The organism is Halosimplex halophilum (assembly GCF_004698125.1).
Classification (GTDB): Archaea; Halobacteriota; Halobacteria; order Halobacteriales; family Haloarculaceae; genus Halosimplex; species Halosimplex halophilum.
The window spans coordinates 555887-568524 of sequence record NZ_ML214297.1 but is presented as its reverse complement, the minus strand read 5'-3'; the positions used below and the strand labels follow the sequence as shown (position 1 = coordinate 568524).

Annotated in this window: 12 protein-coding genes; 7 read left to right on the top strand and 5 right to left on the bottom strand. The window is 69.9% G+C overall.

Going from position 1 to position 12638, the window contains the following annotated elements:
• Positions 1-11: 11 nt before the first annotated feature.
• Positions 12-1109 carry a DNA topoisomerase IV subunit A gene (locus E3328_RS02950; protein WP_135363130.1) on the top strand — a complete coding sequence of 366 codons (1098 nt, stop codon included), beginning with the start codon at positions 12-14 and terminating at the stop codon, positions 1107-1109.
• A gap of 356 nt (positions 1110-1465) precedes the next feature.
• On the opposite strand, the gene E3328_RS02945 is transcribed toward E3328_RS02950, so the two are convergent.
• From E3328_RS02945 to E3328_RS02930, 4 genes are all read right to left on the bottom strand, one after another.
• Positions 1466-2212 carry an MBL fold metallo-hydrolase gene (locus tag E3328_RS02945; RefSeq protein WP_135363129.1) on the bottom strand — a complete coding sequence of 249 codons (747 nt, stop codon included), beginning with the start codon at positions 2210-2212 and terminating at the stop codon, positions 1466-1468.
• Positions 2213-2284: 72 nt separating this feature from the next.
• Positions 2285-3994: an ATP-dependent DNA ligase LigA gene (gene ligA, locus E3328_RS02940; protein ID WP_135363128.1), complete on the bottom strand. Its 1710-nt coding sequence runs from the start codon at positions 3992-3994 to the stop codon at positions 2285-2287.
• Between the two features lie 27 nt (positions 3995-4021).
• Positions 4022-6613 (bottom strand): type II secretion system F family protein, encoded by a 2592-nt coding sequence (locus tag E3328_RS02935; RefSeq protein ID WP_135363127.1) that lies wholly within the window; start codon positions 6611-6613, stop codon positions 4022-4024.
• Positions 6610-8331 carry a type II/IV secretion system ATPase subunit gene (locus E3328_RS02930; protein ID WP_135363126.1) on the bottom strand — a complete coding sequence of 574 codons (1722 nt, stop codon included), beginning with the start codon at positions 8329-8331 and terminating at the stop codon, positions 6610-6612. The genes E3328_RS02935 and E3328_RS02930 overlap by 4 nt, the downstream gene beginning before the upstream one ends.
• Positions 8332-8552: 221 nt before the next feature.
• Between E3328_RS02930 and mntA the strand changes: the two genes are divergently transcribed.
• Positions 8553-8972 (top strand): type VII toxin-antitoxin system MntA family adenylyltransferase antitoxin, encoded by a 420-nt coding sequence (gene mntA, locus E3328_RS02925; RefSeq protein WP_167837281.1) that lies wholly within the window; start codon positions 8553-8555, stop codon positions 8970-8972.
• A 1-nt stretch (position 8973) separates the two neighbouring features.
• Entirely contained in the window at positions 8974-9423 is a 450-nt protein-coding gene (hepT, locus tag E3328_RS02920; protein ID WP_167837280.1) for a type VII toxin-antitoxin system HepT family RNase toxin, read from the top strand.
• Here the strand turns inward: hepT and E3328_RS02915 are convergent.
• Entirely contained in the window at positions 9420-9704 is a 285-nt protein-coding gene (locus E3328_RS02915) for a DUF357 domain-containing protein (RefSeq protein ID WP_135363123.1), read from the bottom strand. The genes hepT and E3328_RS02915 overlap by 4 nt on opposite strands.
• 573 nt (positions 9705-10277) lie before the next feature.
• Here E3328_RS02915 and E3328_RS02910 point away from each other — a divergent pair.
• The 4 genes from E3328_RS02910 (at position 10278) to E3328_RS02895 (ending at position 12574) form a co-directional block, all read left to right on the top strand.
• On the top strand, positions 10278-10484 hold the full coding sequence (locus tag E3328_RS02910) for a DUF7331 family protein (RefSeq protein ID WP_135363122.1): 207 nt from the start codon (positions 10278-10280) through the stop codon (positions 10482-10484).
• A gap of 78 nt (positions 10485-10562) precedes the next feature.
• A complete protein-coding gene (locus tag E3328_RS02905; RefSeq protein WP_135363121.1) occupies positions 10563-11024 on the top strand; it encodes a DUF7322 domain-containing protein in 462 nt (153 codons plus the stop codon).
• A gap of 75 nt (positions 11025-11099) precedes the next feature.
• Positions 11100-11624: a DUF7346 family protein gene (locus E3328_RS02900; protein ID WP_135363120.1), complete on the top strand. Its 525-nt coding sequence runs from the start codon at positions 11100-11102 to the stop codon at positions 11622-11624.
• A 35-nt stretch (positions 11625-11659) separates the two neighbouring features.
• Complete coding sequence (locus E3328_RS02895; RefSeq protein ID WP_135363119.1) at positions 11660-12574, top strand: hypothetical protein; 915 nt, start codon at positions 11660-11662, stop codon at positions 12572-12574.
• Positions 12575-12638: the final 64 nt, after the last annotated feature.

The following is a 12638-nucleotide window of genomic DNA, read 5'->3' as shown; positions in this document are numbered from 1 at the left end:
GACACATACCAATGAGCGCAGACACAGACACCGACGCCGACGCGAGAGAACAGCTGATCGACCTGGCCGAGCAGTTCTACGAGCAGTTCGAGGGCGGCGACGTGCCGAAGATGAAGATTCCGACCCGGACCAAGTCCAACATCGAGTACGACGAGGACAAGGACGTCTGGGTGTACGGCGACCGCGAGAGCACGCGCACCGCCAAGACCATCTCCGGCGCGGAGAAGCTGCTGAAGGCCACCTACACCATCGACTTCCTCGCCCGCCAGCTCGACGAGGACCGCTCGTCGACCCTGCGTGAGCTCTACTACCTCAGCGAGTCGTGGGACCTGGACGAGGCCCAGTTCAACAGCCAGGACGAGTCGAACAACCTCGTCGAGGACCTGGAGATCGTCTCGGAGGTCAAACGCGAGGACTTCCACATGCGCCCGGAGGAGTCGGGCGCGAAGGTGATGGGCCCGCTGCGCATCCGCGAGCAGACCAACCGCGGCGACCGGGAGATCCACTGCCAGGACGACGTGGGCCAGGGCGGCTACCAGATCCCCAACAACCCCGACACCATCGAGTTCCTCGACAACGACGCGGAGTTCGTCCTCTGCGTCGAGACCGGCGGCATGCGCGACCGCCTCGTCGAGAACGGCTTCGACGACGACTACGACGCCCTGGTCGTCCACCTCGGCGGCCAGCCCGCGCGGGCGACCCGGCGGCTGACCAAGCGGCTCCACGACGAACTGGACCTGCCCGTCGTGGTCTTCACCGACGGCGACCCGTGGTCGTACCGCATCTTCGGGTCGGTCTCCTACGGTTCCATCAAGAGCGCGCACCTCTCGGAGTACCTCGCCACGCCGGAGGCGCAGTTCGTCGGCATCCAGCCCGAGGACATCGTCGAGTACGACCTGCCGACCGACCCGCTCTCGGACTCGGACGTGAACGCCCTGGAGAGCGAACTGGAGGACCCGCGGTTCCAGTCCGACTACTGGAAGGAGCAGATCGAACTGCAACTCGAGATCGACAAGAAGTCCGAACAGCAGAGCCTGGCCTCCTACGGCCTGGACTTCGTCACGGACACCTACCTGCCCGAGCGCCTCGACGAGATGGGCGTGCTGTGACGACAGGGACACCTCGTCTCTGACAATCGTCCGGTTCGACGTGCGAGTTGAGTGGGTGTTTCTGTTTGTGGAGTCGTGAAACGAAGTCGTGTCGGGGAGAGCGCAGTCAACCACAGGCGTTGAAAGCCCTCGGCGCGCTCGCGGTCGCTGAGGCGGGATATCCGCGCTCTCGGCACCGCCCGCGCGGACAGTGCCCGCTCAGGCGACTATATAAACGCGAGCACGCCTCGCCCTTTCAGTCCGCCAGGACCGCAACCGCACGACACCGCACGGCTCCGCACAGCACCGCAACCGCTCACTGTAACAGCTACCGCCTGTACTGAACAACCGATGAGCGACCGCGTTGTCCGCGAAGTCTACCGCTCGTCCAGCACGACCGGGACGCCGCGCTTCGCCACGTCCTCGGCGAAGGCGCCGCTGTCGGCTTCGAGCGCCGCGAAGGTGTTGTAGTGGATCGGGAGCACCAGGTCGGGGTCCATCGCCTCGGCGAGGTCGGCGGCGTCGTGGCGGTCCATCGTGAACGACTGCGAGATGGAGGGGGCGAACAGCGACACGTCGAGCGCCTCGTGACCCTCCAGCGCGTCGGAGTCGCCCGTCCAGAAGACGTTCGTGCCGTCGACGGTGACGACGAACCCGCAGCCGATCCCCTTCGGGTGGAAGGGTTCGCCGTCCTCGTCGACGTTCTCCCCGTCCGGGTCGTTGTACGCCGGGACGGTCGCGATCGGCACGTCGCCGACGACGAGTTCGTCCTCCATCCCGACCTCGACGACCTCGTAGGGGAGGTCGTCGACGGGCGTCAACTCGCGGTCGGTGTCGGTCACGTCGATGCCCTCGAAGGCGACGACAGTGGTGTCCTCGTTCGAGACGCGCTCGACGCCGTCGCTGTCGTAGTGGTGGATGTGGGTGACACAGACCACGTCGGCGTCCTCGGCGCGGTAGTCCTGTCCCGGCGGGTGGCCGACGCCGGGCGTGTCGGGCTCCCACTCGCCGGTCAGCGTGCCGTAGCGGCCGGGGTCGAGGTAGACGACCGTGTCGTCGCCCTCGATGCGCAGGGTCGCGTAGCCGAGCCAGTCGACAGTCAGGCCGTCGTGTCGGACAGTCATACCCCCGATTTCCGCCGAGACGCGGTTAAGGGTTCGGCTTCGGGTGGCGCCTTCCGGCTCTCGGCCGCGCCCTCACTGCCGCTCGGCGAGCCGCTCGACCCGCTCCAGGGAGTCGGCGTCGGTCGGGTCGATGTCCTCGCGGACGCCGAGGAAGCGCGGGAACCGCAGGGCGTAGCCGCCCGAGTAGGTCGAGGAGGTCTGGATCTCCTCGTACCCCACCTCGAAGACGACGGACGGGTCGATGTCCACGTCGGCGCCGTCCTCGCTCAGGACGTGGGGTTCGAGCAGCTCGGTCAGCTCTTCGAGTTCCTCGTCGGTGATGCCGGTGGCGACCTTGCCGAGGGGGGCGAAGCCGTCGTCGGTCCGGGCGGCGACCTCGAAGGTGCCCAGGAGTTCGGCCCGCCGGCCCTCGCCCCACTCGGCGCCGGTGACGACCAGGTCCAGCGTCTCCACGTCGGGCTTGCGCTTCAGCCACTGTTTCCCGCGCCGGCCGGGCGTGTACGCCGACTCGGGGTTCTTCAGCATGATCCCCTCGTGGCCGGCGTCGAGCGCATCGGCCTCGATGGCGGCGATCTCGTCTGGATCCTCGGAGACGGTCGGTTCGGACAGCGCGTCGGTACCGGCCTCGCCCAGCACGGCGGCGAGCCGGTCGTGGCGGTCGGTGAGGGGGTCGTCGAGGAGGTCGTCGCCGCCGGCGTGCAGGCAGTCGAACGCGCGGAACTCGACGGTCACGTCCTCGCGGGCCTTCGCCACGTCGTGTTTCCGGCGGAACCGCCGGAGGACCTCCTGGAAGGGGAGCGGCGAGCCGTCCTCGGCGACCGCCACGACCTCGCCGTCCAGTATGGCGGGGGCGTCAAGGCTCTCCTCGACGAACTCGACGACCTCCGGGAGCGGGTCGGTCACGTCCTCCATGTTGCGGGAGAAGAGGGCGGTGGTGACCCCGTCGTCTATCCCGTCGGGGTCGTAGTGTACCTGGACCCTCGCGCCGTCGAACTTCCACTCGACGGCCGCCTCGCCCCAGTCGTCCAGCGCGTCGGTGACGGTCCCCGCCTGGGCGAGCATCGCGCCGACCGGCCGGCCGACTTCCAGCCCGAGCGATTCGAGCCCGTCGCGCCCCTCGTCGCGGGCGACGACCGCCACCTCGCCGTGGTCGTTGGTGACCTGCAGCGCCCGCTCGACCGCCTCGACGGGCACGTCGAACGCGTCGGCGACCGCGTCCCTGACGGTCCCGTCGCCGACGCCGATGCGCATCTCCGAGAGGACGAGTCGGGCGAGATACCGCGCCTCGTCGCCCTCGGTCCGGTTGAACAGGCCGAACAGGATGTCCCGCTTGGTGTCGTGACTGCCCGACCCCTCCGTCGCGGCGAGGTCGCGCAACTCGGCGTCGACCTCGGCGACGGTCAGGCCGTCGCTCCCGCCGTGGCCGTCCCCGCTGTCGCCGCCGCCACCGGCGCCGAACGCGGCGAGGCCCCGCTGGCCGCCGAAGTCGTAGCTCGCGGCGACCTCGCCCACGTCGCCCACGTCGGCGACCCGCTCCTCCACGTCGTCGGCGGTGACGTTCCGGCCGGCCGCCTTCGCGATGGCCTCGTAACAGAGGGCCGGCCCGATGTCGAGTTTCGTCGAGTCGTGGGCGGGGAACACCCGCCCCTGGACGTAGCGGGCGACGACGGGCAGGTCCGGGCCCGCCGCCGCCAGCAGGTCGGTCACCCGCTCGCGCACGTCGGAGTCGGCGCTCTCGGCTTCGATCGCCCGGGCGCGCTCGGCGAAGGCGGCGAACTCCATCGCCTCGTCGGTAGGTCCCTCGCCGGTCTAAAAGCTGCCGACCCCGAGCCGGTCCGCCAGTCTCGACCGTTCCGCCGGTCCCGCGGTGGGCTGGAGAGACCGGGTCCCGCCGGTGCCGGGCCGCCGGACGGTCGCCACGTCGTAGATCCGCGTGCGCTCCTCGGGGTAGGTGCGGTCGACCGCCCCGCCGGTGTAGCCGAACCGCTCGTCGCCGTCGGTGTCGAGGTGCGGGACGGCGTACAGCTCCATCTCGTCGCTGTAGGTCGATTCGAGGCGTATCCGCACGTCCTCGTGGCCCCCGGCCGCGAGGTACCCGCTGTGGCCGACGATCTCGCCGTCGGCGCTCCGGGCGCGGACCGTGACGTAGCCGCCCTCCGAGAGCGACACCGAGTCGACGGTGACGGTCTCGCCGGCCATCGTCTGGTCGTCGAAGGTGACCTGCGCGACCGGGGAGGACAGAAGCAGGAACGCGCCGTAGGCGACCGCGAGCATGACCGCCGCGTGTTTGGCGCCGTGTTTGAGCGACCCCTCGCCGAGCTGGCCGGCGACGAACCCCGAGAGGACCGCCTGGACGATGGCCGTGTGGAAGAAGACGAGGGTGTAGGCGGCCTTGTTCACCCGGCCGAAGCGGGCGAAGGCGTCGACGTTGACCGCGAGGCGGTCGGTGTTCTCGGGGGTCGGGACGTTGTTCGGGAGGCTCGGCACGAGCACCTCCTGGACGGCGACGATGATGACGAGGAAGACCAGAAAGGAGATGTAGATGACGATCAGGTAGGTGAACATCTGCTGGCGGCGCTTGCGCCGGAGCTTGAGTTCGGTGTTGGCCTGCTCGCCGGCGATCCGCAGGACGGGCGCGAGGTCGCCGCTCGCGCGGAGGGCGTTCGTGAGGAGGGTGACGACGCGGGTCGTCGCCGTCGTGCGGACCCGCAGGCCGAACCGGCGCAACGCGTCGTCGACGTTCGCGCCGTAGGTCAGGTCGCGGCAGATGCGGTCGACCTCGACCGAGAGGACGCCAAGGTCGCTCTCGCGGACGCGCTCGAACCCCTCGACGACGGACATCCCGGCCTCGTTGAGGCTGGCGAGCCGTTCGAGCAGTTCGGGCAGCGCCGCCTCCAGCTTCCGGATCCGCCGGCTGTAGAGCTCCCAGACGACCGCGAACGAGCCGACCACCAGCAGCGCCGCCTGGATCAGCACGTCGTCGAGCGCCCGGACCTGGACGCCGGTGGCCCCCACCGCGTCCGGCGCCCGGAGCGCGATAGACAGCAGCGCGAGCGGGACGGTCACGTAGAGGATCGCCGTCGGCCGCTGCATGAGCGCCTGTCCCGGTCGGTCGAACAGCGCCCGGACGCGGGCGAGCGAGTCGTACGCCGCCAGTTGCTCGCGGAGTGTCGACGACGCCGTGTAGCCGCCGTCGGTCACGGGACTGTCGGCCGCCGAGTCGGTGCCCGCCCCGTCGACCGTCCGACCGTCGGCGACCTCCCCCTCGGCCGCCGGGTCGGTCCCGGACCCGCCCGCGCCCGGGAGACCGCTCCGGCCGCGGATCGACGCCGCGAGCGCGCCGGTCTCGCTCCCGCCGGAGACGCCCAGCAGGTCGAGTTTCCCCGAGAGGTAGACCACGAACAGGAGGTTGGCCAGCGGGATCATCACGTAGGCGAGCAGGCGAAGGAAGTTGATGGTCTGAGCCGTCGTCAGCCCGAAGACGAGCAGGATCGTCATCAGGAACAGCGTGCCGGCGACGAGGACGGTGACGTAGGCCTCGGCGATGGTCGCCAGCAGTTCGAGGATCTCCTCCTGGCGGTCGGCGGCCTCCTCGCGGTAGCGCTCGTACTGGTCGCGGAGGAACCCGGGGAGGTTCTGCCCGCTCTGGAGGACGCTCGCGAGGTTCTCGCTGAAGGTCTTGAACTCCTCGCTGGGCGTCCGCTTCGAGACCGACCGGACGGCGGTGATGATGTCACGGCCGAAGAGATCCATCTCCCGGACGGCGACGGAGATCTCGTCGGCCCCGTGGCCGTACACGTCGCGGTTCTCGGCCAGCGTCCGCATCACCGCCGGCGTCGCCATCCCGCCCCGCGACAGCGCGTAGACGAACGCGACCGTCCGCGGCAGCCCCTCGTTGATCCCCCGGCGGCGGACCTCCGCGGTACTCCGGAGACGCTCCCAGCGGTACCAGTAGGCGACTCCGGCGACGGCCAGTCCGGAGACGGCCCCGCCGGCGGTCAGCACGCCGAACACCTGGTTCGGGGTCAGGTCGGGCTCCAGTTCCGGCCGCCCGAGCGTGTTCGCGATGGCGTCGGGCAACCCCTGGATGAACTCGCCGACCGCCGGGAGCACGAGCAGGACGCCGCCGAAGACGTAGACGCCGACGATCGCGCCCGCCGTCGCGGCCAGGACCGTCACGAGGTACGTCTCCGCCGCGTAGGTGCGGTACGTCTCGTCGACGTAGGCCTCCCTGAGCCGCCGCCGTCGGTCGGGCGCCTCGTCGGGGACGTACCGGCCGAAGTAGCGCCGCGCCGTCCGGGTGAACCGGGTGTCGAGGCCGGAGTGGAGCGACGACAGCGGGACCAGCGCGGCCAGCCCCAGCGCGACGACCAGCGGGGCGAGCCCGACGACCGAACTCATTGCTGGTCGCCGGTCGCCGGGTCGGTTCCTTCGCCCGCCGCCGGGTCGGCGCCCTCACCGACCGCCGGCCCGGCCCCGGCGTCCGGGCCCGTCCCCTCGTCGACGGTCACGTCGGCCTCGTCGATCATCTCGACCACCTCGTCGGGGTCGGCGTAGTACTTGTTGACCATCGCGGTGAACCGCCGGAAGTCGGTGATGTCGTTGTCCCGGAGGTACGTCAGGAACCGCCGCCGGTCGCGCAGTTCGCGGAGCAACTCGGCGCGGGTCCAGCCCTGCTCCTCGCGGATCTCCTCCAGGAGTTCGCTGTTGTTGCGGGTGAAGGTGTCGGCGGTGCCGTCCCAGCTGTAGGTGTTCGAGTAGTCGAGTTCGCCCGTCCGCTGGTCGATGCCCTCGATCTCGGCGATGGTCCGGGCGCGGCGGACCCGCTCGCCGCCGGATCGGGTGAGGACCTGGACGCTCAGCACGTCCAGGCTCTGGACCATCGGCCGCGGGACGTTGATCGGCTCGTTCTCCAGCCGGTTGATGACCGTCTGCACGGAGTCGGCGTGCAGCGTCGAGAAGGTGGTGTGGCCGGTGTTCATCGCCTGGAACAGCGTGATGGCCTCCTCGCCGCGGACCTCGCCGACGACGATGTACTCGGGGCGGTGGCGCAGCGACGAGCGCAGCAGGTCGTACATCGTGATGTCGCCGTCGCCCATCCGCTCGCGGGTGACCGACGAGAGCCAGTTCTCGTGGTACAGCGAGAGCTCGCGGGTGTCCTCGATGGTGATGACCTTCGACCGCGGCGGGATGAACATCGAGACGGCGTTCATCGAGGTGGTCTTGCCCGCCGCGGTCCCGCCGGCGAAGATGAGGCTCTTGTTGTGCTCGATGCAGAGCCAGAGGAAGGCGAGCATCCGCGCGTCGTAGGTGCCGTAGTTCATCAGGTCGACCGGCGTGAACGGCTCGTCGGCGTACTTCCGGATGGTGAACGCCGAGCCCCGCGGCGTCACCTCCTCGCCGAGCGCCAGCTCGATCCGGGAGCCGTCCGGCAGCGTCGTCGAGACGACGGGGTCGGAGACGCTGACGTGACGGCCCGAGCGCTGGGCGAGCTGGACGACGTAGTCGTCGAGTTCGTCCCGTTCGAAGACGACCGTCGTCTCTACGTCGGTGTACTCCTCGTGGTAGACGAACACGGGCAGGCCGGACCCGTCGCAGGAGATGTCCTCGACGCGCGGGTCGTGCATCACGGGGTCGAGCTTGCCGTAGCCCAGGAAAGAGCGGTGGAGGTAGTAGTACAGCCGGTAGAACGTCTCCGTCGCGATGGAGACGCCGTACTCCTCGAGGCGCAGGCGGAGCTCCTCGCGCAGGGCGTCGGCGGGGTCGTCGCTCACGTCGTCGCGATAGAGCAGCGGGTCGCGGATGTCGTCGAACACCCGGTCGAGCAACTCGCGCTCGGTCCCGTCGAGGGTCGGTTCGACGACGCGGTAGCGGTGTTCGTTCTCCTCGTCGTCGTAGGCGATGGAGACGTAGGCGAAGGGGGCGTTGAGCCAGTAGCGGTCGACCTCGCGGCCGCCGCTCGGCGGGTCGTCGGCGACCAGCCGACCGTGCCGGGCCGGGTCGTAGTCGGGGACGTGGATCCGCGACCCCGCCAGCGCCCCGGCGGCCCGCGAGAGCCACCGCTGGAACGCCGCGAGCCGCCCGTCCGCGCCCGGTCCGTCCGTCGCTTCCCGTGACATGAGTGCCCCCCTGAGGGTGTTACTCCAACTATCCCGGCGAGTCACTTAAACCCGGAGCCCCAGGAATCACGGCTGAAATTCGCGAGGGGGCGGTGTCGCGTCGATACGTTGACCGGCGACACACGGATCGATGGGATCCGCTTCACGAAGGGCGGCGCGGGAGCGAGGACCTACGCCCGCTTGCTCGAACGTTTATTACCATCCGCTGGCAACGGTCAGGCATGGAGCGGCGAGACGAGATCTCCGGGGTAGATCTGGACGCCGTTCGCCGTGTTCTCGACGCGGCTCCGGTGTCGGTCGGAGTCCTCTACGGTTCGGGCGCGCGCGGCGATGCCCACAGTCGGAGTGACATCGACATCGGAGTCGCGTTCGAAGACGTACACTCCCCGTCGGATCGGACTCGCGAGCGCCTGTCGCTGATCGACGCGCTGTCGGCCGCGCTCGGCACCGACGACATCGACGTCGTTCCGATCACCGACTCGCCGCCAGAACTCCGGCGCTCGATCCGTCGCGATGGGGTGGTCGTGTACGGGTCGCTCGACAGGGCTCGCGACCTGCTCGCGACGCCGGACTCTGAAGCCGACGACGCGCCGCTCGACTCGTTCGACGACATACTCGGGGATCTCAGACGAGTGGTGTAGGATGGACGAGTCGACGAGACGGCGAATCGTGGAGAAAGCGTCGTACGTCCGGGATGCGGTCGAGGTGCTCGCCGAAAAACGCGATTCGCTGTCGTTCGAAGAGTACCGGGATAGCCGAGAGGACCGCGCAGTCGTCGAACGGGAACTCCAGACCGCGATCGAAGACTGTATCGACATCGGCGAGATGCTACTCCGGTCGCGAGACATTGCCGTCCCGGAGACGAATCGGAGCGTGTTCCGCCGCCTCGAAGCGGAAGCGGTGTTAGACGACGCCACTGCCGACCGGATGGCTCGCGCTGCCGGACTCCGGAACATCCTCACACATCAGTACGGCGCAGACATCGACGACGAAGCCGTCTACACTTCTCTCCAGAACCAGCTCGACGGTTCGAAGCGTACCTCACACAGATCCGAGACACTATCGGCTGAGGTCTCTCGACCCCGGTTTTAGACTGTAAACAGATGGCCCTCCTCGGGCACGTCGAACAGCCCGATCCGGGCGCCGGCGTCGAGCCAGGCGTGGCCGTAGGAAAAGGAGGCCAGGGCGTTGACGGGGTCGTCCTCGTCGCGGAAGTGGCGGCCGTCCTCCAGGTACGAGCGGGCCATCTCCTCGCACTCGGCGGCGGCGTCGGCCATCGGCGTCCCCTCGGGCGGCGCCACCTCGGCGGCGTCGAGCGCCTCCGCGAGCAGCCGTTCGTAGCGGTCGGTCTTCTCTTCGAGGTCGGCGGGCATACTCGGAGTAGAGTGTACCCGCGGGCCTAAGCGTTCGGACCCGATGTGAGTTGTCAGTTCGTGTTGCGAATCGAGTAGTTGTTTCTGTTGGGTTTGTCGGGGAAGGAAGTCGTCTCGGAGTGGCCGCACTCGCCGGTGAGCGCTGAAAACCCTCGCCGCGCTCGCTACCTGGAGTCAACACCGCAGAGGACAGCAAGCGATGAAAGCCCTCGGCGCGCTCGCGGTCGCTGAGCGGGATATCCGCGCTCTCCGCACGGCCCGCGCGGATAGTGGCCCGCTCAGGCGACTAGATAAACGCGAGCCCGCCTCGCCCGTTCAGTCCACCAGGACAGTACCGCAGACCGCCCCGCACAGCACCGCAGACGGCCACGAGCCTCCCCAGCCGATTCGCGACACGCGAGTCGCGAATCCCTCGCGCGATGTCGTCGCGCGCACGAGAGCGCGCTCCAGCGCGCGCCGACCGCACCGCGACCGCTCACTGCAACAGTTACTGTCTGTCCTGAGTGCGGGCCGGGTAGTGTTGGTGCAGGCAGAAGATACTTGATACGGTGTACCAAACCCGGTCGTGAAGCCATGACGGACCACGCGACGCGACGCGGCGAGGCGGACAGTGCCGAGAGCGAGCCGTCCGCGGACGTGCGAGTCGGGCCGGCCGACACCGACGGCGTCGCCGCCACGGACGCCTACGAGGTCGACGGCGGCGTGGTCCTCTTCCACACGGAGAACCCCCTCGCGTGGGTCGAGGCCGACGACGCGGTCGCGCTCGGGCAGATGGTCTGAGCGGCCCGGGCGACCGGTTGGCGCCCGGTTTTCCGTCGAGTGGGAACCCTTTTGTCCGCCAGCGCGTAACTCGCCGGTGTGTCCGAGGACGGGGCGGACGACGAGCGCGGCCTGCTGGGGGACGACGAGCGCTTCGAGCACGCGCTCGGCCCGGACGTGCCGAGCGTCGACGTCCCGTCGGTCTCGATCCCCGGCGAGGACGGCGCGGACGGGGGCGAGGACGCGGGCGCGGTCGACGAGTCCGACGCGTTCGACGCGGACGTGGACCCCGAGGTGAGCCGGACGTTCTGGCGGCTCGTCCTCGTCTTCGACGTGGCGCTGTTCTCGATCGCCGTCGGTCCGATGTTCGTCTACTTCTGGGGCGACTGGAGCGTCGGCGGCCCGCTGACCGCGCTCGGCGCGGTCACGTTCGGCTATGGCGTCCGCGAGTACCGCGCGTTCCGGCGCTCCAGGGCCGCCGACTCGCCGGAACCCGCACCCGACGGCGGGACCGAGGCCGGCGTCGACCTCGAAACTGACGCCGGAGCCGACGAGGGCTGACTCGCCGGCGACACCGGGTCGACCCTCGTCGCCGCGACCGGAACCGCTAACCCCGCGAGGCCGCTACCGCCGGCCATGCGAACGGTCCGCGACGAGTCCGGCCGCCGCCTGGTGCTGCTGAAGGAGTCGGACGACGCCTCGCTCGTGCGCGACCCCGAGACCGGAGAGCGCCGCCACGTCGCCAACGAGGATCTGGAGCCCGTCGACGGCGAGTCGCCGCTGGAGACGGCCAGCCGCGCCGTCCCCGAACCGGTCCGGGCCGTGGCGAGCGCCGTCCACGACGACCGCTCGCTCGGACTCCTGGTGGAGATCGACGCCCGCTCGCCCGTCGACGTGCGGACGCTGACGGGCGCGGTCGACCTCTGCGAGAGCGACCTGCACGGCCTCCTCTCGGAGTTCCGTGCGGCCGGGCTGGTGGCCGAGACCGACGCTGCGGGCGTCCGCGGCTACGAGACGACCGAGCGGACGAGCACGGCGCTGGCCGCGATGCGCGGTGCGGACGTGGACGGCGACGGTGACGACCCGGTCGAGAGCGACGACGACTCGGTCGAGAGCGACGACGGCCCGGCCGCGGACGGGCCGGACGCGGCCGATCCCTGACCAAGACATTTACCGCAGCGCTCGCGACGGTGGGTATGGGCCGGGACCGGCTGTGGGCACACGTCGTCGGCGAGCGTCCGCGGTGGATCCCGGTCGCGTTCGCCGTCGGCGTCGCCGCCGCGGTCGGGCTCGAACTGTTCCTCGCCGTTCTCGGCACGGGACCGGGGTTCGCGGTACTGACGGTGATCGCGTATCTCGTCGGTGCCGCGGCGCTGACCCACCTCGTACTGCGGTGGTCGGGCGGCGTCGTCACCGCCTGGGCGGCCGCGTTCCCGTCGATGTACGCGTTCGCCTGGCGGTTCTTCTCGTACGTCGGGATGCCACCACCGGACCTTGGCCGATTTCTCCCGCCCGCAGTCGCGTTGACGCTCGGCGTCGGCACCGCCCTGTACGTCCTCGGCATCACAGTGGGACGGCTGCTCCGCAGATCCGGCGTCTCACCCGCGAGCGAGAACCCCGCCGAGGACGGGGTGGCGGGCGCGGTCCGCCGGAACAGACGCGCCGTCCTCGTGGGGAGCGTCGGCGGCGCGCTGACGCTGACGGCCGGCGTCGGCCACGCGCTCGGGTGGTGGTGCCGGGCCGAGCCCGCCACCTGCCACGTCGAGAACGAACTACCGAGGGCGGTCGACGCCGGGGTCACCGTCCGCCGGGCGGGCGAGACGGTGTTCACCGCGTCGCCGTCGCTCGGTCCGGCCGAAGATACACAGGCGGGCTCGGCGACCGCGACGCCGGACGACGCCCGGTTCGAGGAGGCCGTCCCGCTCGGCTGTTCGTTCCCCGCGACGGTCACCGTCTCCGTCGAGGCCGACGGCCGGTCCGCGACCGAGACCGTGACGTTCCCGGAACCGGACCTGTCGAGGTCCGAGACTCTGTTCGGGTCGGTCCTCCACGTCCGGGTCACGGACGGCGACACCGAGATCGAGGCGAACTACTCGATCGCGATCGCCTGAGTCGCCGGCCTGTCGGCGACGGGGCGGACGACGTAACGGATGGAACGTATCCGCCGCCGACCGT